Origin of the sequence: Arthrobacter sp. UYEF3 (assembly GCF_040546245.1) — a bacterium.
Taxonomy (GTDB): domain Bacteria; phylum Actinomycetota; class Actinomycetes; order Actinomycetales; family Micrococcaceae; genus Arthrobacter.
Map to the genome: position 1 here is coordinate 110,554 of NZ_JBEPNK010000007.1, position 23,511 is coordinate 134,064.

18 protein-coding genes and 2 pseudogenes are annotated in these 23,511 nt (G+C 64.8%); 3 read left to right on the top strand and 17 right to left on the bottom strand.

Annotated features, from left to right (window positions below; all coding sequences use genetic code 11):
• Nucleotides 1–8: 8 nt before the first annotated feature.
• The 4 genes from ABIB14_RS07330 to ABIB14_RS07345 form a co-directional block, all read right to left on the bottom strand.
• Nucleotides 9–1,001, bottom strand: coding sequence for an ABC transporter permease (locus ABIB14_RS07330; RefSeq protein WP_354235223.1), 993 nt, complete (start codon nt 999–1,001; stop codon nt 9–11).
• The gene (locus ABIB14_RS07335; protein WP_354235224.1) at nt 991–1,920 is read right to left on the bottom strand and encodes an ABC transporter permease; all 930 of its coding nucleotides are present in this window, start codon (nt 1,918–1,920) and stop codon (nt 991–993) included. Before ABIB14_RS07335 ends, ABIB14_RS07330 begins: the two co-directional genes overlap by 11 nt.
• A gap of 224 nt (nt 1,921–2,144) precedes the next feature.
• Nucleotides 2,145–3,785 (bottom strand): peptide ABC transporter substrate-binding protein, encoded by a 1,641-nt coding sequence (locus ABIB14_RS07340; protein WP_354235225.1) that lies wholly within the window; start codon nt 3,783–3,785, stop codon nt 2,145–2,147.
• Between the two features lie 252 nt (nt 3,786–4,037).
• Nucleotides 4,038–5,864 (bottom strand): ABC transporter ATP-binding protein, encoded by a 1,827-nt coding sequence (locus ABIB14_RS07345; RefSeq protein WP_354235226.1) that lies wholly within the window; start codon nt 5,862–5,864, stop codon nt 4,038–4,040.
• Nucleotides 5,865–5,943: 79 nt separating this feature from the next.
• On the opposite strand from ABIB14_RS07345, the gene ABIB14_RS07350 reads away from it, so the two are divergent.
• Nucleotides 5,944–6,573: a PH domain-containing protein gene (locus tag ABIB14_RS07350; RefSeq protein ID WP_354235227.1), complete on the top strand. Its 630-nt coding sequence runs from the start codon at nt 5,944–5,946 to the stop codon at nt 6,571–6,573.
• A gap of 45 nt (nt 6,574–6,618) precedes the next feature.
• On the opposite strand, the gene ABIB14_RS07355 is transcribed toward ABIB14_RS07350, so the two are convergent.
• The 3 genes from ABIB14_RS07355 to ABIB14_RS07365 form a co-directional block, all read right to left on the bottom strand.
• The gene (locus tag ABIB14_RS07355) at nt 6,619–7,719 is read right to left on the bottom strand and encodes an ABC transporter permease (RefSeq protein ID WP_354235285.1); all 1,101 of its coding nucleotides are present in this window, start codon (nt 7,717–7,719) and stop codon (nt 6,619–6,621) included.
• Between the two features lie 26 nt (nt 7,720–7,745).
• Nucleotides 7,746–9,287, bottom strand: a complete 1,542-nt coding sequence (locus tag ABIB14_RS07360; RefSeq protein ID WP_354235228.1) for an ABC transporter permease — start codon at nt 9,285–9,287, stop codon at nt 7,746–7,748.
• 199 nt (nt 9,288–9,486) lie between these two features.
• Complete coding sequence (locus ABIB14_RS07365) at nt 9,487–11,268, bottom strand: ABC transporter family substrate-binding protein (RefSeq protein ID WP_354235229.1); 1,782 nt, start codon at nt 11,266–11,268, stop codon at nt 9,487–9,489.
• 467 nt (nt 11,269–11,735) lie between these two features.
• Here ABIB14_RS07365 and ABIB14_RS07370 point away from each other — a divergent pair.
• A pseudogene (locus ABIB14_RS07370) lies at nt 11,736–12,802 on the top strand (LLM class flavin-dependent oxidoreductase).
• A gap of 22 nt (nt 12,803–12,824) precedes the next feature.
• On the opposite strand, the gene ABIB14_RS07375 reads toward ABIB14_RS07370, so the two are convergent.
• The 7 genes from ABIB14_RS07375 to ABIB14_RS18745 all read right to left on the bottom strand — a co-directional run bounded on the left by ABIB14_RS07375 (nt 12,825) and on the right by ABIB14_RS18745 (nt 19,718).
• On the bottom strand, nt 12,825–13,304 hold the full coding sequence (locus ABIB14_RS07375; RefSeq protein ID WP_354235230.1) for a glycosyltransferase 87 family protein: 480 nt from the start codon (nt 13,302–13,304) through the stop codon (nt 12,825–12,827).
• 366 nt (nt 13,305–13,670) lie between these two features.
• On the bottom strand, nt 13,671–14,354 hold the full coding sequence (locus tag ABIB14_RS07380) for a response regulator (RefSeq protein ID WP_354235231.1): 684 nt from the start codon (nt 14,352–14,354) through the stop codon (nt 13,671–13,673).
• Entirely contained in the window at nt 14,347–15,582 is a 1,236-nt protein-coding gene (locus tag ABIB14_RS07385) for a sensor histidine kinase (RefSeq protein ID WP_354235232.1), read from the bottom strand. The genes ABIB14_RS07380 and ABIB14_RS07385 overlap by 8 nt, the downstream gene beginning before the upstream one ends.
• A 399-nt stretch (nt 15,583–15,981) precedes the next feature.
• Nucleotides 15,982–18,219: an FtsX-like permease family protein gene (locus ABIB14_RS07390; RefSeq protein ID WP_354235233.1), complete on the bottom strand. Its 2,238-nt coding sequence runs from the start codon at nt 18,217–18,219 to the stop codon at nt 15,982–15,984.
• Nucleotides 18,216–18,929, bottom strand: coding sequence for an ABC transporter ATP-binding protein (locus ABIB14_RS07395; RefSeq protein ID WP_354235234.1), 714 nt, complete (start codon nt 18,927–18,929; stop codon nt 18,216–18,218). The genes ABIB14_RS07390 and ABIB14_RS07395 overlap by 4 nt, the downstream gene beginning before the upstream one ends.
• Nucleotides 18,926–19,453, bottom strand: coding sequence for a PadR family transcriptional regulator (locus ABIB14_RS07400; protein ID WP_354235235.1), 528 nt, complete (start codon nt 19,451–19,453; stop codon nt 18,926–18,928). Before ABIB14_RS07400 ends, ABIB14_RS07395 begins: the two co-directional genes overlap by 4 nt.
• A complete protein-coding gene (locus ABIB14_RS18745; RefSeq protein ID WP_502909626.1) occupies nt 19,377–19,718 on the bottom strand; it encodes a MerR family DNA-binding transcriptional regulator in 342 nt (113 codons plus the stop codon). The genes ABIB14_RS07400 and ABIB14_RS18745 overlap by 77 nt, the downstream gene beginning before the upstream one ends.
• Before the next feature lie 168 nt (nt 19,719–19,886).
• Here ABIB14_RS18745 and ABIB14_RS07410 point away from each other — a divergent pair.
• Nucleotides 19,887–20,224: pseudogene (locus ABIB14_RS07410) on the top strand (oxidoreductase dimerization domain-containing protein); the annotation flags it as partial.
• Between the two features lie 3 nt (nt 20,225–20,227).
• Here ABIB14_RS07410 and ABIB14_RS07415 read toward each other — a convergent pair.
• The 3 genes from ABIB14_RS07415 to ABIB14_RS07425 are packed head-to-tail and all read right to left on the bottom strand — an operon-like array spanning nt 20,228 to nt 23,175.
• A complete protein-coding gene (locus ABIB14_RS07415; protein ID WP_354235236.1) occupies nt 20,228–20,365 on the bottom strand; it encodes a hypothetical protein in 138 nt (45 codons plus the stop codon).
• Nucleotides 20,366–20,417: 52 nt separating this feature from the next.
• The gene (locus ABIB14_RS07420) at nt 20,418–22,010 is read right to left on the bottom strand and encodes a S53 family peptidase (RefSeq protein WP_354235237.1); all 1,593 of its coding nucleotides are present in this window, start codon (nt 22,008–22,010) and stop codon (nt 20,418–20,420) included.
• A gap of 31 nt (nt 22,011–22,041) precedes the next feature.
• Nucleotides 22,042–23,175: an alkaline phosphatase family protein gene (locus tag ABIB14_RS07425; protein WP_354235238.1), complete on the bottom strand. Its 1,134-nt coding sequence runs from the start codon at nt 23,173–23,175 to the stop codon at nt 22,042–22,044.
• Nucleotides 23,176–23,511: the final 336 nt, after the last annotated feature.

Sequence of the window (23,511 nt, forward strand, 5' to 3'; positions counted from 1 at the left end):
ATCCCCTTTCATCGCTTGCGCGCTTTGGGATCGAGAGCATCGCGCAGGGCGTCGCCCAGCATGATGAAGCTCAGGACAGTGATGGAGAGGGCGATGGCCGGGTAGAGCAGCGGCATCGGGTTGGAGCGCAGGGACGCCTGCGCGGCCTGGATGTCATTACCCCAGGACATCACGCTGGGCGGAAGCCCGATTCCGAGGAAGGACAGCGTGGATTCCGCGACGATGAAGGTACCGAGCGAAATCGTGGCCACCACGATGATCGGGGCCAGTGAGTTCGGCAGGACGTGCCGCATCAGGGCGCCGAACTTGGAGACACCCAGGGCCCGGGCCGCGGTCACGAAGTCCGCGTTGCGCACCTCGATGACGGCGCCGCGGGTGATCCGGGCGATCTGCGGCCAGCCGAAGGTCATCAGGATCAGCACCAGGGTCCATGCCGTCCGGTTCGCCCGGAACATCGGCAGCTGCATGACGACGATGGCGCCGAGGATCAACGGCAGGGCGAAGAAGATGTCATTGATGCGTGCCAGCACGGCGTCAACCCAGCCGCCGTAGTAGCCGGCCAGCGCACCCATGATGCCGCCGATGATGAGGACGCCGATGGTGGTGAACAGGCCGACGGTCACGGACGAGCGGGTGCCGAAGATGACGCGCGCATACACGTCGCAGCCCTGCTGGGTGAAGCCGAGCGGGTGGCCCGACGTGGGTCCACCGTCCGAGTTTGCCAGCTGGCACGCCTCGGAGGTCGGGTCGATTGACGAGAAGAGCCCCGGGAAGAGGGACACAGCGACGACCACCAGGATCAGGAACGCGGAAATCAGGAACAGCGGCTGCTTGCGCAGGTTCCGCCAGGCCTCGGCCCACAGGCTGAGCGGTGCCTGGTCCTCCTTGACCTTGTCCGTCGCCTGCAGCGGCGTCTCGGCAAAGTCGGCAACGTAGTGCTCAATGTGGCGCGTGCCGGGCGCCGAAGCATCCTGCTGTGCGGTGTTGGGTTCAGGAGTCATAGCGGATCCTCGGGTCAAGCCAGGCGTACAGCAGGTCAACGAGCAGGTTGGAGAGGCAGTAGATCAGCACCAGCACGGTGACGATCGAGACCACCGTCGGGCCTTCGCCGGACAGCACAGCCCGGTAAAGCCGGTTGCCGACGCCGGGTACGTTGAAGATGCCTTCAGTGACGATGGCGCCGCCCATCAGGGCGCCCAGGTCAGCGCCAAGGAACGTGATGACGGGGATCAGGGAGTTGCGCAGGATGTGCACCCGGACCACGCGGAAGCGGGACAGGCCCTTTGCCGTGGCGGTGCGGACGTAGTCGGCGTTCATGTTCTCGATGACGCTCGTGCGGGTCAGGCGCAGAACGTAGGCGAAGGAGCCCAGACCCAGCACGATGGCGGGCAGGATCAGATCCTGCACCGTGGCAGCCGAACTGACAGTCGGTTTCGCCCAGCCCAACTGCACGCCGATGGTGAACTGCAGCAGGAAGCCCAGGACGAAGATGGGAATGCCGATGACGACCAGCGAGGCTACCAGGACGGTTGCGTCGAAGTACTTGCCTTTGCGCAGGCCGGCGATGAGGCCGAAGATGATGCCGAAGAAGGCCTCGAAGACCAGCGCCATCACGGCCAGCCGGGCGGTGACCGGGAAGACCTCGCCAAGAACGGCGGCGATCGGCCGGCCGGAGAAGTCCTGGCCGAGGTCGAAGGTGAAAATGCTCTTCAGGTAGAGCAGGTATTGGATCCAGAACGGCTGGTCCAGATGGTACTGGGCGCGCAGCTTGGCGGCGACGACCTCGTTCACCGGTTTGTCGCCGAACAAGGCGACAATGGGGTCGCCGGGGAGGCTGAAGACCAGGAAGTAGACCAGCAGCGTGGCACCCAGGAAGACGGGAATCAGTTGGAGAAAGCGCTTGAGGATGTAAGTCGCCATCAGCGAAGCACACCCTTGTCAGCAGGCATCCGGTCCAGGGATGCGGCGGAGTTGTTCATCAAAGAACCTTTTCACTATGAATGCAGTCCGACGACGGGACAGTCACCACGGTCGCGGGGTCTGCGAAAGTACGCCCGAGGCTTGGGCCGTCAGGGATAAATAAGTGTGGAAGCAAAACAACGGCGGAGGCCCCAATCCAGGCAGCCCCCGCCGTTGTTCAGTTGTTACTTGCCAGAGATGTTGTAGTACAGCGGGACGCCGTCCCAGCCGTAGTCAACGTTGGTGACCTTATCGCTCCAGCCGCCCTGGGCAACCTGGTACCACAGCGGGATGGCCGGAAGATCGGTCAGGAGGATTTCCTGGGCCTTGTTCATGGCCTTGTTTCCGTCGCTGACGGAGGAAGCGGAAAGACCGTCGGAGAGCGCCTTGTCGAACGCCGGGTTGGCGTAACGGGCGTCGTTGGAGCCGGCACCGGTCTTGTAGATCGGCCCGAGGAAGTTGTACAGCGACGGGTAGTCGGCCTGCCAGCCGGCGCGGATCGCGCCGGTGAGGGTGCCTGCGGTTGCGTCGTTGCGGACTTCCTTGAAGGTAGCGTACGGCTTGCCTTCAACCTTGATGCCGAGGGTGTTCTTGAGCTGGTTCACAACAGCTTCGACCCATGCCTTGTGACCGCCCTTATCGGCGTTGTAGGCGATGGTGAAGGTCTTGTTCGCGTCCCACTTCTGGATGGCGTCAGCCTTGGCCCAGGTGGCCTTGGCCTTCTCTGCGTCGAACTTCAGGTTCTCGGAACCCGGGATCGAGTCGCTGTAGCCGTCCAGGACGGGGGCGGTGAAGTCCTTGGCCGGCTGCCGTGCGCCGCTGAAGATGACCTTAGTGATCTCATCACGGTTGATGGCCATGGAGAGCGCCTGGCGGCGAAGCTTTCCGGCGTCACCGCTCCACTCCGGCAGGTACTCCGGGATCGCGATGGTCTGGTTGCCCGCGTACGGCTTGTTGATGGTGCGGTCACCCAGGTCGGACTTGAAGTTCTTCAGGGCGCTCGTGGGGATGGTCTGCAGGATGTCCAGGTTATTGGACAGCAGGTCCTGGTACGCGGCGTCGTCGTTCTGGTAGATCTTGAACGTCACGCCGGCGTTCTTGGCCTTGCGCGGGCCGGCGTAGTCCGGGTTCGGAACGAGCTGGATCTGCACGTTGTGCTGCCAGCCGCCGTCGGCCATCTTGTACGGGCCGTTGCCGACCGGCTTCTCGCCGAAGCCCTTCGGGTCCTTCAGGGCGCCGGACGGAACCGGGAAGAAGGCAGTGTAGCCGAGGCGCAGCGGCCAGTCGGATTCCGGCTGCGCGAGTTCAACGGTGAAGGTCTGGTCGTCGACGACCTTCAGGCCGGACATGGTCTCAACCGTGGAGCCCTTGGCGCTGGCCTCGTCGTAACCCTTGATGCTTTCGAAGAAGTTGCCGCTGAGCTGGGCGTTCTTGGCAGCCGCGCCGAAGTTCCAGGAATCAACGAACGTCTTGGCCGTAATGGCCTCGCCATTGGAGAACTTCTGGTCCTTCTTGATCTTGATGGTGAAGTGCTGGCCGTCCTTGCCTTCGATGGACTCGGCCAGTTCGTTCACGGTCTTACCGTTGGGGTCATAGCTGACCAGGCCGGCGAACATCATGTCAATGACCTTGCCGCCGCCGACTTCGTTGGTGTCGGCCGGCATCAGCGGACGCTGGGGCTCGGAGCCATCGGCGATGATGACCTTGCTGGCGTCGCCACCGGTGCTGCCGCCGGCGGTGTTGGAACCGCCTCCGCCGCAACCGGTCAGGGCCAAAGCGGCGATAGCCACCATGCCCAGTGCTTTGGAAGTGCGCGAGAAACGCATTCCGCCTCCTAAGAGTTGTGGGAGTTCGTGCGGGAGAGACTTATGCTTCCCGGTAGGCCCGGGCATAGGGGAATCCCTGTGACGTGGCCTACATATGGAAGTAGCATAACCGCAAAATGTCCGAATGATGGAACTCTGTTGCCAAGCCGTGACCGGCGGAAATTTCGAGTTATAGCTCCAGTGTCAAATTTTTCGAAGTCAAAGCTACCGGCTGGTAGGATACGCCGGACCGTCGAATCCGGTTACAGGCGATTAACCGGCGCTGGCTGCGAGGAGCTGGGCGCGGAGCTCCCTCCGCTCGCGCTGCTTCTCCGGATCCGGCAGCGGGACGGCTGCAAGGAGCCGCTGGGTGTACGGCTCCTGCGGGTTCCGCAGAATCTGGTCCCGGCTGCCCTGTTCGACGATCCTGCCCCTCTGCATGACGCAGATCCGGACGGCCAGCACATCGACCACTGCCAGGTCGTGGGTGACGAAGAGGCAGGCGAAGCCGAGTTCCTTTTGCAGGTTCTGGAACAGTTCGAGCACCTTGGCCTGGACCGAGACGTCCAGCGCCGAGGTGGGTTCGTCCGCAACCATCAGCTTCGGCTTCAGCGACAGGGCCCTGGCGATGCCGACGCGCTGTTTCTGGCCGCCGGACAGTTCGTGCGGGTAGCGGTTGCGGTAGTCGCGGGGCAGCTCCACCTGATCCAGCAGGGCTTCGATCCGGGCCTGAAGCTCGGCGCCCTTCGCCACCCCGGCGAGGAACATTGGCTCGCCGATGCTTTCGCCGATTGGCAGGCGCGGGTTGAGTGATGACGAGGGGTCCTGGAAGACCATGCCGACATGTCGGCGCATCTCGTGAAGTTGCCGGCCGTTTTTCTTCGCGGCGGAAATATCCTGGCCCACCACCTTCATTGTGCCCGCGGCCACCGGCAGCAGTCCGACGGCGGCACGCCCGATCGTGGTCTTGCCCGAGCCTGATTCGCCCACGAGGCCAACCACCTGGCCCGGGTAGATCGCGAGGCTGGCGCCTTCGACGGCGCGGAACGCCGGCACCCGCCCCTGCTTGGGATACTCGATGGCCACGTCTGTGAGCTCCAGGACGGGTTCTCCCTGCGGCTTGACCGTTTCCGCGGCGGCCAGCGCGGCCGCGTTATCGCGCTCGCGCCGGAGCAGCTCCGAGCGCGGTACGGCCTGGATCTCGGCCTGGGCGGCGGCTGCGAGGGCGGCAGTGACATCCACGTCATCGTCGCTTTCACCGCCCTGTCCGAGGTGCGGGACGGCAGCCAACAGGGCCTTGGTGTACTCGTGCTGCGGGTTGTGGAAAATCTCCCCCGCGGTGCCGGTCTCCACGATCCGCCCCCGTCGCATCACAGCAATCCGGTCCGCCAGGTCCGCCACCACGCCCATGTCGTGGGTAATCAGGACGATCGCGCTGTCCAGCTTGTTGCGCAGGTTGCGCATGAGGTCCAGGATTTCCGCCTGGACGGTGACGTCAAGGGCAGTCGTGGGCTCGTCCGCGATGAGCAGCTTGGGGTCGCAGGAGAGCGACTGGGCGATCATGGCGCGCTGCCGCTGCCCGCCGGACAGCTGGTGCGGGTAGGACTTGAAGGCCTTCTCCGGGTCCGGCAGCTCCACCAGTTCGAGCATCCGCAGGGCACGTTCCCGTGCCTGCTCCGGCGAAACCTCGTTGTGCAGCCGGATGGTCTCCACGATCTGCGCGCCCACCGTGTAGACCGGATTCATGGCGGTCATGGGCTCCTGAAAGATGACCGCGACGTCCTTGCCGCGGACCGCGCGGATGTTCGCTTCGTTGGCGCCGAGCAGTTCCTTGCCTGCGAGCTTCACGCTGCCGCTGACCCGGCTGTTGCTCGGCAGCAGGCCCAGCAACGCCATCGAGCTGGCGCTCTTGCCGGAGCCGGACTCCCCCACGATCGCCAGGACTTCGCCGGCACGCACCTCATAGTTGAGGCCGATCGCCGCGGGAACCCACTTCTTGTCCACGCCAAAGTCGACGCTGAGATCGCGGACCTCCAGGACGATGTCACCTTTTCCAGGCACGGGAGCCGGGGCCGGATCCAGGGTGATGAAGTCAGTCATGTTGGGTTCTTCCTTCCGCCCGGGCCGCCGTCGCACCGGTGATTAGTGCTGTGACCCGGAATACTGAATTATGGGGGGCATGAGCACTGTGCCCTACGCCGGAAACGTTGAAATCTTCAAGGCCCGGACGAACAAGTGGTTCGCCTGGCTGTCCTGGGCGGTGGCAGGCCTCGGCGTGGCGGCCACCGTCGCCTCGGCCGGCCTTGAGGGACTGCTGAGCGTGGCGCCGCTGCTGTTGGTTGCGTTCCTGGGCTGGCAGTTCTTCTGGATGCCCGCCGTCGTGGTGCACGACGGCGGCGTCACCCTGGAGAACCCGTTCCGTACCGTCCTGGTGCCCTGGGCGGCCCTGGTGCACGTGGACACCCGCTATGCCCTGACGCTCGTCACGGCGCAAAAGAGCTACGCCGCCTGGGCCGCGCCGGCGCCCGGAATCTGGGGCGGACGCAATGCCCGCCCAGAAGACCTGCACGGGCTCCCGGACATCAGCTACGGCCCCGCCAAATCCGTGCGGCCCGGTGACCTCAGGACAACCGATTCCGGCCAGGCCGCCCGCCTGGTGCGAACGCGCTGGCAGGAACTGGTGGAAAGCGGCACCCTCTCCGCCGGGGAGGCCGGCTCCACCACAGCGGCAGTGAGGCCCCGCTGGGCCGCGGCCGGCGCCGTCGTGGTCCTGCTCGCGGCGAGCTACTGGACGGTCGCCGCCCTGTAGCCGGCCGCCCCGCAGGCCGCCCGCCCGCGCGAAGCTGCAGCGCATCTAGCTGTCCTTGGATCCGTCGAAAGCGCTGACCGCGCTTTTCCCTCCGGGCGTCCCTGGGGGCGTCCCCGCAGCCGGCCCCCCGTCGTCGCGCGCCTTCTTGGAATTGAACTTCTTCTGCCGCGGATCAAAGGCGTCCCGAAGCCCGTCGCCGATGAAGTTGATGCTCAGGCAGATCAGCACGATGAACAGGCCCGGGAACCAGAACAGCCAGGGCCGGGTGGAGAAGGCCTGCTGGTTCTGCGAGATGAGCAGGCCCAGGGACGTGTCCGGGGCTTTAACGCCCACGCCGAGGTAGCTCAGCGCCGTTTCGGTGAGGATCGCGGCGGACATGGTCAGCGTGACGTTCACGATCAGCACGCCGACGGCGTTGGGCAGGATGTGCTTGAAGATGATCCGCGCGTTGCTGGCGCCGGAGATCCGGGCAGCATCCACGAACTCGCGTTCGCGCAGGGAGAGGAACTCGCCGCGCATCAGCCTGGCCAGGCTGACCCAGCTGATCAGGCCCAGGAAGATGCCCAGGGCCAGGACGCCGTTGGTACTCGCGAACGACGCGAACCAGCTGCCGGAGTCACGCCGGCCGGCCAGCTGCGCCATGACGGCCGCCAGCAGCAGGGCGGGAATGATGATGATGACGTCGGTCAGGCGCATCAGGATGGCCTCGGCCCACCCCCGGAAGTACCCGGCAATGGCGCCTACCAGAACGCCGATCAGGCCGGCGATGAGGCCGATCACGACCATGACGGTGATGGACTGCTGCGCGCCGCGCATGGTCATCGCGAACAGGTCGCGGCCGATCCGGTCCTGGCCGAAGGGGTGCTCGCCCCAGGCCAGAGGCCAGAGCGAGGAGGTGGGCGCGCCGTCGTTGACGAGCGGCGAGACCTGCTCGTGGTTGTATTTCCACCAGCCGGGGAGGCCCAGGTAGCCCACCGAGGTGAAGGCGAGCAGGAAGATCAGCGCAAAGACCGCCAGGCCGATGATCGCGCCGGTGTGCCCGAGGAAGCGTTTGCGGACAATCTGGCCCTGGCTGAGGCCCTTGGCTTCGAGGACGGGCTCGATGCCGGCCGCGGGGCGGGGCTGCAATGCCGCGTCTTCGGCCATAATTTCGTCCTGCTGGCTTGGCTGGCTCATGCTTTTACCCTTACGCGCGGATCAAGTGCGGAGTACGCAAGGTCCGCAATGAGGTTGAAACCCATGGCCGTGATAGCCACACAGAGGAAAACGCCCATCACCGGATTGGGGTCAATGTGGGAGATGCCGTCCAGGAAGAGGAAGCCCATGCCCCGGACCGAAAAGACCGACTCGGTGATGACCGCGCCGCCGATCAGGCCGCCGATGTCGAAGGCAACGATGGTGGCGATCGGGATCAGCGCGTTGCGGAAGGCGTGCCGCATCACGACGGTGCGCTCCGAGACGCCCTTGGCCCGTGCGGTCCGGATGTAGTCCATGTTCATGATTTCCAGCATCGAAGCCCGGGTGAACCGCGTGTAGCTGGCCAGGGAAATCAGGATCAGGGCCATCGTGGGCAGGATCAGGTGGGTGAAGGAGTCCAGGCCCAGCACCCAGAAGTCGCCTTCGATGTTCGGCGTATTGGCACCGATGGTCGCAATCGGGCGGCCACGGACCCGGCTGTTGTTGAAGTAGCTCGGCCAGGCCTGCATGAACCGGTCCAGCAGGATCAGGAACCCGACCAGGAACGAGGTGAGGGCCGCAGCACGCATGGACTGGCCGCGGTCGTAGCCGCCCATCACGTAGCCGATCGCCAGACCCACCACGACGGCAGCAACGGCCAGCAGCACGATCATCAGGAACGTCGCGTCGTTCAGCAGCGGCTGGCCGAGGAAGTAGAGGACGACGCCGACGCCGACGGCGATCAGTGCCGACTGCAGTGCTTTGCGGTTTTTGAGTCCGGCGGACAACAAGGTAACGGCGAAGGCGATGCCGACGCCCGCGATGGCGATGACGACCGGGCCAAGGCCCGGCGTCTTAAACCAGTCGGTGGCGGAGAAGTAGGTGAGCACCGCACTGACGAAGGCGAAGACCACGCTGCCGACGGTCACGCGCCGCTTCGGGTTCCCGCCGGCGGCGACGGCGGCCACGATCCCCAGCCCGACACCGATCCCCAGTGCCGCGGGCAGCGGCACGTCCGGGTTCCGCAGGAAGTTGTTGAAGCCGATGGCGCCGAATTCCTTGAGCAGGACGGCGACCCAGAAGATCGGCAGCGAGAAGAAGAGGAAGGCCATGAACGTCACGCCGTAATCAAGGGTGCTGTACTGGCGCAGGGCGGTAATGATGCCGAGGGTGATACCGATCAGGATGGCCAGCACCGTGGCACCGGTGACGAGCGTCAAAGTCTGGATGAGGGCGTGGCCTAGCGCGTCGGTGACGGGCTGCCCGGCGATGTTCTTGCCGAGGTCACAAGAGTTGGCGAACGGGATAAGGCACTGGGCCGCACCGCCGAGCCACTTGAAGTAGCGGAGGGGGGCCGGGACGTCGAGCTGCAGAAGTTGGGTGCGCGCGTCCATCAGCGCCTGTTTTTGCGGCGAGTTGTTGTCCCGGAATTCCTGGAGGGGGTCACCGGACGCCGCTGTCAGGAGATACACCAGGAAGGAAGCGCCGAGAAGAATGAGGGCGGCTGTCATGAGCCGCCGGACAACGTAAGTCACCATGGGAGTACAACCTCGGTGTTCGGGCCCAGGGATTGCCAGGACCGGTCGCAGGGTTCGGCGGGGTGCCGCGGGGATTCGGCCGGGTGCCGCGGGGATTCGGCGGCGGCCAGGCCATCGTCGGTGTCGCTAGAAAGGCGTCGGGACCGTAGAGCCCTGGTCCCGACGCCTTCAGCTAGCTAGTGCTGCTTGCGGTCGTCGGCTACTTCTGTGCCCACTCCCAGAAGTTCCACCAGACACCGGTCTGGTTCGGCATGTACTTCACACCGGTGACGCGGTCGCTGTAGGCTTCCACGCCCACTGACTGGAACAGCGGCAAGCCGTACGCGGAACTCCAGATCTTCTTATCGATCTGCTCGATGAGGCCGTCCTGCTTGCTCTTGTCGGTGGTGACAATCAGTTCGTCCATCAGCTTGTCGGCTTCCGGGTCCGAGAACTTGTTGAAGTTGGAGTCGTTGCCGGTCTTGAAAATCTGCGGAACGCCGGAGACGCCTACGCCCGAGTTGATCCAGCCGAAGATAGTGGCGTCGTAGCCACCCTTGCCCAGGGCCTTGCCCCAGTCAGACTTGCCGAGGCCGCCGTCGACGATCTTGAAGCCGGCCTTGGTGGCGGATTCGCGGATCAGCGAGAAGGCGTCGACGCGGTTGGGGTTGTCCTTGTTGTACATGATGCGGACTTCGGGGGTGGCCCCATTGAGGAGCTTCTTGGCACCGTCGATGTCGACCGCCTTGTACGCTGACGAACCATTGTTCTTCACCGAATCGGCGTAGGAAGCCTGGTCCGGGACGAACAGCTGGGAATCGAGCGGGGCCGCCTTCGGGTCAAGCTTCTTGACGATCTTGTCGACGATGTCCTGGCGAGGAACGGCCTTCATGAACGCTTCACGGACGTTCTTGTCAGCGAACGGACCACTGTAGTTCAGGTCGATGTGGTCGTAGGAGAGCTGGTTGCCCACGTCCACAGTGACGCCCTGGCTCTGCAGTGCCTTCAGCTGCTCCACCGTGTCGGCCGATGCCTGCGGGGCGATGATGTCGGCTTCGCCGTTCTTCAGCGCCTGGACCTGCGCGGGAGCCTCACCGATGTAGCGGACAGTGATCTCGTCCAGCTTGGCTTCCGGACCCCAGTTGTAGTCCTTGTTCTTGACCATGGTCAAGGACTGGTCCTGGTTGACGCTCTTGACGATGAAAGGTCCGTTGGAGAGGTACAGGCTCGGATCGGCCGGCAGGGTCTTGGTGTCGAAGCCGGTGTTCCATAGGTCGGCCATGGCCTTCAGCGGTGCGCTGGCGGGCTTCGGGGCCTTGGCGTCGCCGCGCGGCATGCCCTTGAGCAGGTCCACGAACGCCTTGGTGTCGGCCAGGCCGGCCTTCTTGGCGAGCACGTGGGCCGGGATGTCGATACCGGGGCCGCCGAGGGCGATCTCCCAGTCAGCGAAGGGCTTGGAGTACTTGATGGTCATGGAGCGGCCGTCGGCGCCCATTTCCGGGAAGTCGGTCAGCGCGATGCCGGTCGGGTCGCCGGCATAGGAGAAGTAGGACGTTCCGGTTTTCGCCTTCGCGTCCGCGTCGTTGTAGTAACCGGAGAAAGCGGCCCACTGCAAAAGGAGGTCGGCGGAGGTGACGGGCGTCCCGTCGGACCACTTAACACCGTCGTTGATCGTGTACTTGACCGTCAACGGGTTATCCGAAGTCTTTTCCATCTTGCCGAACTTCTCGTTGCGAACAACGTTCAGCTTGTTGTCGATGTAGTAGAACCCAGAGTGGGTGGCGTAGCTGACCTTCGAGTTGATGTCAGTGTTGCCGTCTGCGGTGTTGGGGTTGAACGTGTTGAACGCGTTCACCTCGACGACCGTTGCCGATCCGCCTGTCTTGCCGGCTGCTGCAGCAGTCGACGGGGTTGTCCCGCCGCTGTTGCCGGCGCAGGCACTCAGTGCGAGTGCAGCTGCCGCCGCGACCCCCACTGCTTTGGAAATACGACCGAAGCGCATTCCGCCTCCTTGTTTCTGTGGTGTGGATGAGACCGGCACCTTAGGCACCAGGCAGACGTCCACACTCCCCCAGCGGCAGCGTGGCGCGTCTCACATGGCATGAAGCGTAAACCACAGCGGGGCGGAACGGCAGGAAAGTTGACCGAAGATAAAGTTCGTTATCGAGCTGCAACAATCGATGGCTCCTTATGCAAAATCGTGTCATTGACTGATGCGGAACTTCGGGTTAGGGACAGAAAGCAGCAATCACCGAATCATGTGAATCGGGCTTTTTAGAGTTAATCGACCATTACTGGTCCTCGTTGCTGCCGCCCATCGCGGGTTCGCAGCCACGGATACCCTCCGGATCAAGGGGTCCACTTCGGGCGTCAATGTCGTACCGGGTAACTTCTCATCGTTGTCGGTATGGGAACCTGGTCCCCACTTACCATGGGAATCAGCCGTACTCCGAGTCCTGAAGGAAGCCATTGCACGTCACTTCACGACCGCTACGCAAACTTGGTTTCCTCACTATCGGCCTCTTCGATCCGGCCGATCCGGCCGCGGGGCACGAATCGACGCTGCAGATGATCGAACTGGGCGAGTGGCTTGGATTCGACAGCGCTTGGTTGCGCCACCGCCATCTGCAGTTCGGGATCTCCTCCCCCATTGCGATTATGGCCGCGGCCAGCCAGCGCACCTCCCGGATCGAGCGTGGAACCGCCGTGACACCGATAGGCTGGAAAACCCCTTGCGACTGGCCGAGGACCTGGCCACCGTTGATCTGCTCGCCGGCGGTCGGATCAACCCGGGCCTGAGCGTGGGTGAACCAGTGCACTACGAGACGGTGAAGCACGAGTTGTACCCGCATTCCGCCGAGCTGGAGGACTTCAGCTACGAACGGGTGGATCGGCTTGCCCGTTTGATCGCAGGGCAACCGGTCCGGGAAATTTCCGGCAGGCAGGGTGTCGTTGCGGAATTCGCCAACCGTGTTGAGCCGCACTCTTCCGGACTGCGCCAACGTCTTCGGTATGGGGCGGCAAGCAACAAGTCGGCCATCTGGGCCGGGGTAAGCGGATTCAGTTTGCTCTCCAGCAGGGTGATTTTCGCCGAACCCAATCAGGAATCGGATTTTGCCCGCATCCAGCAATCACGAATCCGCGCCTATCGTGAAGCTGCCGCGGCGTCAGCTAAGGCGCACGGACCGGCCCGGGTCTCGCAAGGCCTGGCGGTGATCCCGACCGATTCGGCTTCAGCGAAACAGCGGGAAAAGTACCAATAATACGTCGACGAGCGCACTCCCCGTACCCGGGCGCCACAGGGGCCGAAAGGTATGCTGTACGCCCCCGATCTCATCGGCACTAGCGACCAGATTGCCGAACAGCTGTACGCACACGCGGGGTTTTAGGAGGTCGACGAGGTGGCGTTTGCGCTGCCCTTCAGCTTCGAGCATCAGGACTACGTTCAAATCCTCAGCGACATCACCACCACATTGGGTCCCGCGCTGGGCTGGACTCCGGCGGGGGCCGGGCAGTCGAGACGCACACCGAGGTGACGTTCAATCAGCGGGATTCTGCCTAGGGGTTTAATCGCAGCTCCACGCTATCGTGGGCACATGGCCGTAATTCAGGGACTCGACTACCTCCTGGTTGCGCTGAAGCGACCACCCGGTAGCCCTGATCATTGGCAGCCTTGATGATCACGGCTGCCAGCGCCGCCACCACTAGGCTCAGCACAATCCAAGGATCGGTGGCGGCAGCTTCGGGTACGCCGAAGTGCAGCAACGCACCTTTGATGGACAGGTTGTCAACATAGCCGGCGCCGGCTGCGACTCCGACCAGGAAGGCGGTGCGGGCCAGCAGGTCTGCGCCCATCAGGCCCATCAGCAAGATGTTGATTAGGCCAAATGCGAGGGTCTCGCGCCACGGGCCGAGGTTCAGCACGGGCAGGACCAGCAGGACGGCAGCCAGGGGGTTACCGGTTGCGGCGAAGGTGCTGCGCCAGTCCGGTTTGGCATTCCAGTAGCGAACTGCGCGGACGGCGACACAGACCGCCACAACGACGCCCGCGGTGTTGAAGAGGTTCAGGGCGAGCTTTTCCGGAACCGGGCCAGCAGACTGAAGAGTTGAATTCCAGGCCCTGTTTTCACCATACGCCGAGCCAGACAGCTGCCGGGGCCGCCACCCCGGCAATGCCAGCGGCGCGGTCAGACGGGTCGCTAGCCGAAGCGCGCCGGCCGCGACGCGCCAGTGCCTGCGGCCCTGCGGCCCGACCTCAGCCCGGTCCGGTCCGGGTCCGCGCCGACCTGACGGGCTGGCCCGGCAGGGGGTGCCGGTGTTTCTTCGGCGTCGAGCAGTGACATTCGAGTATCCCCCAAATGTGGATGACTGGTTCGTGACGCCGGGAGTTTGTCTGCTGCCAGTTCAAGTGCCCAGTAGCCGGCGTTCGTGGGCGAAGGCGACCAGCTGCAGCCGGGTGCGGAGATCCAGCTTGTCCAGCACGCTGCGCAGGTGAGTTTTGATGGTGGCTTCGGAGACGAACAGGCTCTCCGCCATTTCGCCATTGCTGAGTCCTTTGGCCGCGAGTAGAAAGACGTCCCGCTCCCGCACGGACAGGACGTTGAGCACGGACAAGTCCGGTCCGGTTGCGGGAACGTAGCGGGCAGCATGCTGGAAGAGAGAATGGATGGATCCTGGTGCGATCACCGAGTAGCCGGAGTGGACGGTCCGGATCGCTGCCAGCAGGAATTCGGGTTCCGCGCTCTTGAGCAGATACCCGCTCGCCCCGGCCTGCACGGCCTGGACCACGGCCTGGTCCCGGTTGAACGTGGTCAACGCGATGATCTTGGGCTTGTCGGTTCCGGCCCCCGCGGCGTGCTGCACGATCCGCCGGGTGGCTTCGACGCCATCCATAACCGGCATCCGCAGGTCCATCAGCATGACGTCCGGACACCGTTCAATTGCCAGGGCCACTGCTTCTTCCCCGTCATCAGCCTCTCCCGAGAGTTCCAAGTCCTCCTGACTCTCTATCAGCATGCGGATACCCGCCCGGAACAGGGGCTGGTCATCCACCAGGGCCACAGTGATGCCCGTCCCGGCATTAGCCACGGTCGGCCGCTTCCCGTGCACTCGAACCCGGCCGGGGCGGGCCTGCGGCGGCCGACACCGGTTGGGCTCCCGCCCTCGAAATCTCCTCGAAAGTGCCTCCGGCCTCAGCACCGGCTGTATCGTCTGCGGCCGTCGCTTCCCTGGTTCCGTAGGGGATGAAGACCGTCACCCGGAAATGTTCGCCGTCCGGTCCGGCCGTCAGCCAGCCCCCTGCCAGGTGGGCGCGTTCGCGCATGCCGGGAAGTCCCCGCCCGACCCTGCGTCTGGCCGAATCGGCAGTGTCTTCTTTGCCGCCTTGAGCGACGGCCGAGGCCACGTGCAGGGTCAGGCCCGGCCCGCTCCAGTCAAAGTGGAGTCGCACATCCGTGCCGCGTCCGCCATGTTTGAGGGCATTGGTCAGGCACTCCTGGACGATCCGGAAGACGGCCATCTCCTGTCCGGTGGAGAGTTCCACGCGCTTCCCGGACTCGCTGGGGCGGATCTTCAAGCTGCCGCGCTGCATCCCATCGATGAGTGCCGGGATGTCGCTCAGCCGCGGCTGGGGCGTCACCATCCCGTCATCACGGACTCCCTCGATCACGCGTTGGGCATCCACGAGGGCTCTGCGGGCTGACCGGGCGATGGTGTCCAGGGCGTTGAGGACGGCTTTGGGCTGGTCCTTGCTCAGGTACCGGGTTCCGTCGGCCTGGGCCGCGATGACCGCGAGGGAATGGGCGAGGACGTCGTGCAGATCCCGGGCGATGCGTGTCCGTTCCTGCTCGACGATCAGGGCGATCTCGGTTTCCTTCAGGTTGCTTTGGGCCAGTTCCCGGGCCCGGAACAGGCTGCCCCGTTCCTGGTACAGCGCCAGCAGAAGTCCGACGGCGGCGCAGGCTCCCGCGATTAACAGGAGTAGTGCGAATAACTGCCAGCCGAAGTTCATAAACATCGGCCTGTCACCGTCGGACATGGGCATGAACCAGCCGACGCCGTTGCCGTACCTCCAGGAGAGCATGAGGACGGTCATCAGGGCCACGAACACCAGATTGGCGCCCGAGGCGATGAATCGTATCCGCCGGGGGGCCGTCCACACGATGAAGCCAAGCGCGATGAACGAGCCCAGATAGATGGCCCAGTGATTGGATTCCATCGGCGGCAGGGCATGGCTCAACTGCCCAGAGAGCAACGCCGCCGTGAACCCGAGGGAGACCAGCGGTTTCCAGGATGCAGTGGCGATCGCCAAGGTCATCAGAGCCAGGGCCCATGTCCCCGACCATATCGTCAAGGACAGTGACCAACTCCCTGGCCATGACAGCCAGGGCCCTCCCATTCGTCCTGCCTCGGCCACACACCACAGTGGGAAGAAGACGGCCGCCGCCATGGGGGCGCCCCTACGTCGTGCAAAATTCAGAACTGGTTCCATGCCAGTCACCATATCCACGGCAATCACGTGCTTCTCTCCATATCGCGGCAATCTCAACCTAAAAGCCAGACGATTCATTCTTTGAGCCAGCTTTTGGGCCCGTTGCCTGGACCCGCGGCCCTTCCAACACGCGAGCCGCCCTCGTCCCTCGTATTGGACGGACGCTCGCACGGTGCCTTTTGCCCGTCCTGTTCGTGGAAACCGATGCTCCCGGCTGGGGCGCAATTAGTCGAAGCGGGTAGCCGTCATTGCCGTATTGCTCCGAATGAGGCCGAAGGTCGCGGTGACTGCTCCGAGGGCCAGGAGCAGACTGAGACCCAGGGCCACGAAGTAGCCGGGCGACGGCCAGGTCACCCTGTAGGTGTCGTTGATGAATGTCACCATCAGCCAGGCCACGAGGAATCCGAGGCCGACCGAGAGCAGCAGCACGGCCAGGAGCGGGACTGCTGCTTCACGGGTGACGATGCGGCGCAGGACGGAAACCGGCATTCCCATCAGCCGCATCAGGCCGAGAACTCTCTTCCGGTCCAGGATGGCGGACGCGGTGGCGACGGCCAGCGAGAGGCCGGCGATGGCGATCGCGACGAACATGCCGAGGTAGGCAAGGACGGCCAGGCCCTGAATCAGGCGGCCGGTGGACTGCAGTTTGAGGTCCAACGGGGAGGTGGCAGGGATGGCCGTGATGCCTGAACCGTTTAGTGCTGTCCGGGCACGGTCCATAGCTTCCGGGGTACCGTCGGTGCCGAGCACCATCACTACAGGAACCAGTCCGTCGAGGTTGGCGGCGGGTGCCGGGGTCAGTGCCAGTGGTTGCGTGGTCCAGTAGTGTAGGAACGATGTATCGACGGCGACCGTCTCTGCGGCCGGGATGTCCTCGAATCCGAGGTCGGGGGCGTCCGCGGCGCGAAAGTAGATTTCAGAACCGGCACCCCTTTCGGAGAGAGCTGCCGGGCCGTAGCCGACGGTGGCGCTGCGGATTCCGGGCAGGTCCCTGGCCTGGCGGGCGGCCTCCGTAGCCTTCGCCGGGGTGTGTCCGCTGCTTATGGTGGCGTGGAGGCTGGTGGGCTGAAGCAGGCCGGCGCGGGCCGGGCGCACCTCAGTGGATTCGACGATGCTGGATCCTCCGGCGAAGACGGAGACAACGAACACGGCGATGACCAGCCCTGATACGGACCGGAAGGTCGCGACCGGTGTCTTTTGGATCCGGCTGGCGGCAATGACTGCCGCCGCGCTTCGCGCCTGGCGCAGTCCGATCCGGCTCACCAGGCGGGTCAGCCAGGGGCCGATGACCACGATGCCGACGAGGATGAGCAGAAAGCCGAGGATCAGGAGCGGCGATGCCAGCCAGAGCAGCCCCGCGTGGCCGGTCCGGATCACGAGGACAGCCGTGATCATGGCAGCGAGTCCGGCCAGCAAGGGCGCGGCCCGCCACATGGTGGGTGTTTTTTCGTGCACGGCCCTCGTCACGCCCAGGGGGCCAATCCCGGCACGGGCCGTGCGGTGCGCAGCGACAAACGTCGAGGCCGCGACCACCAGGGCGACGACGACGGCGACGGCCGCCCATCCGGTGGTTAGGTCGGCCGCGAACATCGTGGTGCCGTTGACCCGTATTTGCGCGGCAGCCGGCCTCAGCATGATGGCCAGCACGACGCCTAGCAGTGCCCCGATCAGGCTGGGGGCGGCGGTTTCGACGGCGGCGATCCGGGAGATGAGCTGTGGGGATGCGCCGATGAGGCGCAGGGTCGCGAAGCGCTCCCGGCGCTGGGCGGCGCCCAGGCCGGTGACAATGCTGATCAGCAGCAGAACGGGGAAGAACACCGCAATGGCCCCGATTGACAGCGCCGTGTTGTAGGCGGCCGCGCTGCCACCATAGGGGTTGGTCGTGAAGTCTGACGCCAGGACGGCCCTGCCGTTCTGGCGGAGTTCGGCTTCCGTTGCTCCCTTGACGACGATCAGGGAATCCGGTCCGGGTAAGGCAGCATCGTCAATCGTGCCGGCAAACGTCCCGAAACGGTCACCGAGCTCATCCCGCGGCGTTGACTCGATCAGATGCTTCAGTGCCGGGGACGCATAGTAGCTACCCGGCGCTGGCGGGGCGCCGATCCCGGGGATTTTGACGGTATTCGAGCTCAGGGCGGCGAAATCGCGGCGGTTAATCAGTTGGTCGCGGAAGACCTCCGCCGGGTTGGCCTCCATGAGCGCCGTGTCGGCTGTCAGCGGCACCGGCGTTGCCGGCCCTGGATGGGCTGGATTGGTGTCCTCTACCGCCGGACTGGACACAGATGGGCTGCCGGTTTCGCGCAGCCAGGCACCGCGGTCATCACGTGCGCTCAGGCCGTTGGCGCCGCCCCACAGCAACAACAACAGGCACACTCCGACGGCAACCCCACCGGCAATTCCGGCGAGCCTGCCATAGGCCGACCGGCTGCCAACCACCGCCAGCTTGAGCAACCCGGGATTCACGCGGACACCCGGTAGCCCGCACCGATGGCGCCGTCGCGCACGATGACTTCCCGGTCCGCATACGCGGCGGTGCGAGCGTCGTGGGTGATCATCACTACCGTGGTGCCCGCTTCGCGGACCAACTCGAGCATCAGAGTCAGTACGTTCTCTGATGCGAAGGAATCGAGCGAACCTGTGGGCTCATCGGCGAACAACACGGCAGGGGACGTCACCAGCGCCCGGGCAACGGCGACTCGCTGGGCCTGGCCTCCGGACAGTTCACCGGGCAACTTGGCCCCAAGCCCGTCCAGGCCGAGGCGTTCCAGCAGCTCCGTGGACCGGCGAACCGCCTCCGGTCGCCGGGTCCCGGCCAGCAGCAGCGGGACGCTGACGTTATCCGCCGCCGTCAGCTCCGGCAGCAGCTGGCCGAACTGAAAGACGAACCCGAAATCGGTCAGCCGCAACCGGGCCCGCTGCGGCTCCCCCAGGGCACTGATCTCCATCGGCGACCGCCCGTCGGGACGGTAGGTCACCAAACCGGCGTCGGGGACTAGAACACCGGCCAGGCAGTGCAACAGCGTGGACTTGCCCGATCCGGACGGGCCCATGACGGCTAATACTTCCCCTGCGTGGACGTCGAGGTCGACGCCCCGCAATGCGGCCGTCTGACCAAAGGAATGGTGCAGGCCGCGGGCACTGAGGATGGGTGCAGCGGTGTCATGGGTGCTCATGCGCTCTGGAGCTCCTTCTTGAGTCGGGTCAGGCGGGCGCTGGTGAGGTCGATCCAGCGCAGGTCGGCTTCGATGTGGAACAGTCCGTGGTCGCACATCAGGACCCGGAGCAGGTCCGCGTCCTTCTTCAGTCGGGTCAGTTCCCGCATCCGGGCCATGTGTTTCCCGCGCTGCACATCGAGCAGCCGGTCGGCGTCGTCGTCGAGCAACAAGGCGATCACCGTCTTGGCAAAGAGCTCGCTTTGCAGGGACTCGGAGGGAACGTCGGGAGTGAACAGCCACTCGCGCACCCTGTCCTGGCCGGCCACGGTGATCTCGTATTTCTTGCGGTCCGGTCCGCCGCCGGTCTCCTCACCCAGGGCCCGGATCAGCTCGTCGCGGACCATGCGGGCCAGGGTGGAATACACCTGCCCGAAAGCCAAGGCCTTTCCGGCTCCGAAGTAGCGGTCATAAGAGTGCTTGAGGTCGTAGCCGTAGCTCGGCTCGCGGCTCAAGAGGCCCAGCAAGGTGAGGGAGTTGTTCACGCCTCAATCTATACACTGAGTGAATAGTAGAACGCCAGCTTTGCATCCAACGGACGTGGCCGTGTCGCGGTTTGGACGCAAAAACAGAAGCAAGGGCCGTGAGTGCCGGCAGATTACGCTGCTCCAGCCGGCTAACTGTTTCCTGGGCGTAGTCGCGGTATCCGTTCGGTGCCCTGTCGGCGGCAGGGAGGAGGCCGCGTTCCTCGCAGAACCGCAGTGTCTTGGCCGTCATGCCGGCGGTTACTGCGGTTTGGCCAATAAGCATCCTGCCCGCCTTGTCACGTGGGATTCACCTCGTGACCGTCCAGTTTAGTGGAAGGTCACGAACGGTACAGGAAACCGTGCGTGCCGGCTTGGGACAGGGAACACCGACCTTTTGCGGGCGGCCTGGAGTCCGGTGAGGACTCCACGGTTTCCTGTATCGGAAGCATGGGCCCCCGCCGCCGTCGGCATGATGAACAAGGAAGCCGACGAGGCCGGCATCCGGTGCGAGTGCCGGGTCGTGCCCCTGAAATATGCGCCCAGGGCCCTGCTGAACCGGGCACACGCGGCTTCATCAAGATCGTCACCGACGCCGACACCGGACGGATCGTGGGAATCACCGCCGTCGCGAAGGACGCCGGAGACCTCGCCGCAGCCGGGGTCTACAACCTGGAAGCCAGGATGACGGTGGAGCAGGTGGCAAACCTGTGGAGCCCTTACCTAACCATGGCCGAAGGATTCAAGATCGCCGTCCAGCTCCACACCACCGACATCTCCAAGCTCTCCTGAAACCTACAGTTCGAGCATGGCATGGGACGCGTCCTGGAACTGGAAGGGCAGACGTCGATCAACGAACCGCTCGACGAGCCAGTCGGGCACCGCTCCGGTCCAGATGGCGTTGCCCATTTGGTCCAGGTGAAGCCGGGTCACTTCCGGCGCGTGTCCTGACCCGGCACCGCCTGTTTGCTGTCGCCGGCCGCGACTACAGACCCGACTTGATCGCCGCGAGCAGGGCTGCCCCGTCGGGGCTGCCGAGGCCGGTGCACGGGTCCCAGCCGGGCGCGGCCTGGTAGGTGCCGTTGTTTCCGGAGGTGACGTCGTGGAACCCGGCGCTCCGGCTGTAGAGCAGGGGCTGGATCTGGCCGAACCGCCGCCCGGTCGTCTGGGCGAACAGGGCGATCAGTGCTGCCCAGAGGGGTGCGACGGCGCTCGTCCCGCCGATGACCATGTCCTTGCCGTCAACCCTGACTTTGTACCCGGTCTGGGGGTCGGCGACGCCGCTGACGTCCGGAACGCCGCGGCCATGACTCCCTGGTGTGGGCTTCGGCGCAGGTTTGTGGTGTCTCGCGTGGGCGGGCAGGCCGCTCTGCCAGGCCGGGGCGGGGAACGTGTCGCTATAGCCGCCACCCGTGGCTGACTTCGGCCCGTCATTCCAGACGGTCTCAGACCGGATTATTCCGGTGGCCGGGTCGGCATCAAGGCGGGTGCCGCCGCAGGCCAGTACGTGCGGGCTGGAGGCCGGAAAATCCGCGTGGTCTTTGCCGTCCGTAGCACCGTCAGCGCTGCCGTTGTCCCCGGCCGCTGCCGTGACGGTCACGCCCAGGGCCGTGGCGTCGGCCACGGCCTGATCAAACGCGGTCCGTGCCTGGGCGGTCCAGGCGTCCTCGTTCTGCCCCCAGCTGATGCTGATCGAGGCCGGTGTGGGCGCGGCGTGGGAGGCGTTGATGACCGCGTCGAGGAAGCCTGCGTCAGTGTTCGGAGCGAAGTAGACGAGAATGTCCGCCTTCGGTGCCAAAGCGCCGACCACTTCGATGTCGAGGAGCACTTCCCCATCTGCACCGGTCGGGTCCTGTCCGGGCATGTTGACGGCGCCGTCGACACCCACAGCCGTTACTTTCGGCCCGTGGATCCGGAGGCCTGAGAAATAGGCGTCCAGGTCCGCCTGACCGAAGCCGCCACCAAGTTCGATAATGGCCACGACTTGGCCGCTGCCGTCCGCGTCGGCCGGGAAGTTGTAGATCCTGGCCAGTTCCGGCGGGGTGTAGCTGGTGCCGGCAGCGGCCAGCGGGAGCGCATGGAACTGGGCCCGGGCCTGCGGGCGGTCATCAAGGCCCAGGACGGCCGTGACGATTCCGTCCAACTCCGCCGGGATCTGCAGCCCTCCGGTCCGGTGCCGGTGGGTGACGTCGTGACCGTGCGGACCGCTGCTTGTCACTTCTTCAAGGGTGGTGCCGAAAATCCGGCTCAGCTCTTGGACCGTCCCGGCCAGCCGGATGCGGCGGGAGGCCGGGTCTGCCTCGAGAATTTCCGCCCCGAGCCGGGCGAAAGTCCCGGTGGCAAGCCGAAGGTCCTCGGCGGACGCGCCATGGCGTTGAGCCAGGTCTTCACGCGACATGGGTTCACCGGACGTCTCCGGAAGCGCCTCCTGGCGGCGGAGGATCACGGTCACCTCGATCCTCCGGGAAGGGTCGACGGGGCCGAGCGTTGCCTGGATCCGCGCTGCTGCCGGGCGTTCCGAACCTGCTAACGGAACCCTGCCGTCGGCGGGGTTCGGTGTGGTGTTCTGTTCAGACATGAAAGTGCTCCGTTCGTAGGACGGTCATCGTTCAGGGCTTCGTTGTTGCCAAGGGGACGTCGTCCGGCGGCGGGAGTGTGCCGCCGCCACGCAGGACCACCGGTGCCACCGGACTTGATGCCGGCGCGGGAGGTACCGGCAACGGGTTGGGTTTTCGGGCCGGCTGCGGCGGAGCAGGGAGGGTAACTTTCGACCCGTAGGCAGGCGGTGCAGGGTTGTGCAGGGCGGGGTCAATCAGGTCCGCGAGACCGGGGTCGTTGTCAACGCGGTCCACGCCAAGTTTTGGAAGCCCGAGGAGCTGCATCACGGTCTTCGGGATGCCGGCGTGGTTGGACCAGCGGCTGTCGATGCCGGGCTTGACCGGCCCGCCGAAAATGATAAGTGGGACCCGCGGACCGTAGGCGAGTTGCACCCCGTCCGGGGTGTGTTCGACGTTGGGGGTAGCGACGTGGTCGTCCCAGCCTCCCCAGTCGTCCCAGGTGAGCAGGAACACCGTATCGTCCCAGCCGCCGGACTTGACCACGGCGTCCACGGATTCCCAGATCTTGTTCATCCCGATATTAACGTCGGCGGTTGGGTGTTCGTCTTCGGGAGAGTTATGCCACAGGTAGGTCAGCGGCGGCAGTTTTCCGGCGGCGGCGTCCGCGACGAAGTGCGCGTTGGGAATCAGGTTCCTGGAGCCGTCGAGTTGTTTGTAGAATCCGACCGGGTAGTTGCTGTTGCCGGTGTAGCAGGCCCAGCCGATTCCCGCGTCGGCTGCCAGGCCCGGGACCGAGGGCATGTCCCACAGCGGCGGAGGCAGGGTCCGGGACGGGTTGCGTAACGTCGGTGACTGGCCTCCGACGATCAGCAGATGGTTCGGGGTGGAGTTGGTGCCGAAGCCACTGCAATGGTTTTCAAGAAACGCCCCGGTCAGCGCCAGGTAGGCGTAGAACGGGACCGCCGTCGTAGTGTCGAACTGGGTCCGGGTTGCCTTGCCATGACCGGTTAGCCAGCGGTAGTACGCGTGCCGGTCGTGGGGCTGATCCGACGCGGGCGGGTTGACCTGAAGAGGCCAGTCCGGTGCGACGTTGGCACCGTACGGCGTCAGGGCCCTGAAGTAATTGTCTGTGGTGTGGTTTTCCTGGACCATCACCACAACGCGGCTGACCCTGCTGTTCGCCATGACATCCCCGTTTCTTCGTCCAGGTCACCCCGGCGCTTAATCGGTCACCAACGACACTATGCCGAAAACTGCCCCTTGCGCCCTGACGGTGCCCGCCTTTTATGAAAGTGTTCACATCCGAGTGGTGCCGGACCGGAGAACCTGACCCCGCACCCAACTTTCACGGCCCGGACGCAAAGAAAAATAAGGGCCTCCAGTTCCGGCAGCAGCAGAATGCCACGCCAGTGGCCTCCGCGACGAAGCTCCCTAATCCTTCTTCGATGGCTGCTGCGCGGGCATCTCTGATGAGTCATCGGTCCCTTGTGCGGATAAGTCGGCAATGCCAAAATAAGCGAT

Excerpts from the sequence above, each read along its gene's own strand:
- ABIB14_RS07340 (WP_354235225.1), bottom strand. The coding sequence starts at position 3,785 with ATGCGTTTCTCGCGCACTTCCAAAGCACTGGGCATGGTGGCTATCGCC.
- ABIB14_RS07350 (WP_354235227.1), top strand. The coding sequence starts at position 5,944 with ATGAGCACTGTGCCCTACGCCGGAAACGTTGAAATCTTCAAGGCCCGG.
- ABIB14_RS07335 (WP_354235224.1), bottom strand. The coding sequence starts at position 1,920 with ATGGCGACTTACATCCTCAAGCGCTTTCTCCAACTGATTCCCGTCTTC.
- ABIB14_RS07420 (WP_354235237.1), bottom strand. The coding sequence starts at position 22,010 with ATGTCTGAACAGAACACCACACCGAACCCCGCCGACGGCAGGGTTCCG.
- ABIB14_RS18745 (WP_502909626.1), bottom strand. The coding sequence starts at position 19,718 with ATGCTTATTGGCCAAACCGCAGTAACCGCCGGCATGACGGCCAAGACA.
- ABIB14_RS07395 (WP_354235234.1), bottom strand. The coding sequence starts at position 18,929 with ATGAGCACCCATGACACCGCTGCACCCATCCTCAGTGCCCGCGGCCTG.
- ABIB14_RS07330 (WP_354235223.1), bottom strand. The coding sequence starts at position 1,001 with ATGACTCCTGAACCCAACACCGCACAGCAGGATGCTTCGGCGCCCGGC.
- ABIB14_RS07425 (WP_354235238.1), bottom strand. The coding sequence starts at position 23,175 with ATGGCGAACAGCAGGGTCAGCCGCGTTGTGGTGATGGTCCAGGAAAAC.
- ABIB14_RS07385 (WP_354235232.1), bottom strand. The coding sequence starts at position 15,582 with ATGACCTTGGCGATCGCCACTGCATCCTGGAAACCGCTGGTCTCCCTC.
- ABIB14_RS07355 (WP_354235285.1), bottom strand. The coding sequence starts at position 7,719 with ATGGCCGAAGACGCGGCATTGCAGCCCCGCCCCGCGGCCGGCATCGAG.
- ABIB14_RS07365 (WP_354235229.1), bottom strand. The coding sequence starts at position 11,268 with ATGCGCTTCGGTCGTATTTCCAAAGCAGTGGGGGTCGCGGCGGCAGCT.
- ABIB14_RS07360 (WP_354235228.1), bottom strand. The coding sequence starts at position 9,287 with ATGGTGACTTACGTTGTCCGGCGGCTCATGACAGCCGCCCTCATTCTT.
- ABIB14_RS07345 (WP_354235226.1), bottom strand. The coding sequence starts at position 5,864 with ATGACTGACTTCATCACCCTGGATCCGGCCCCGGCTCCCGTGCCTGGA.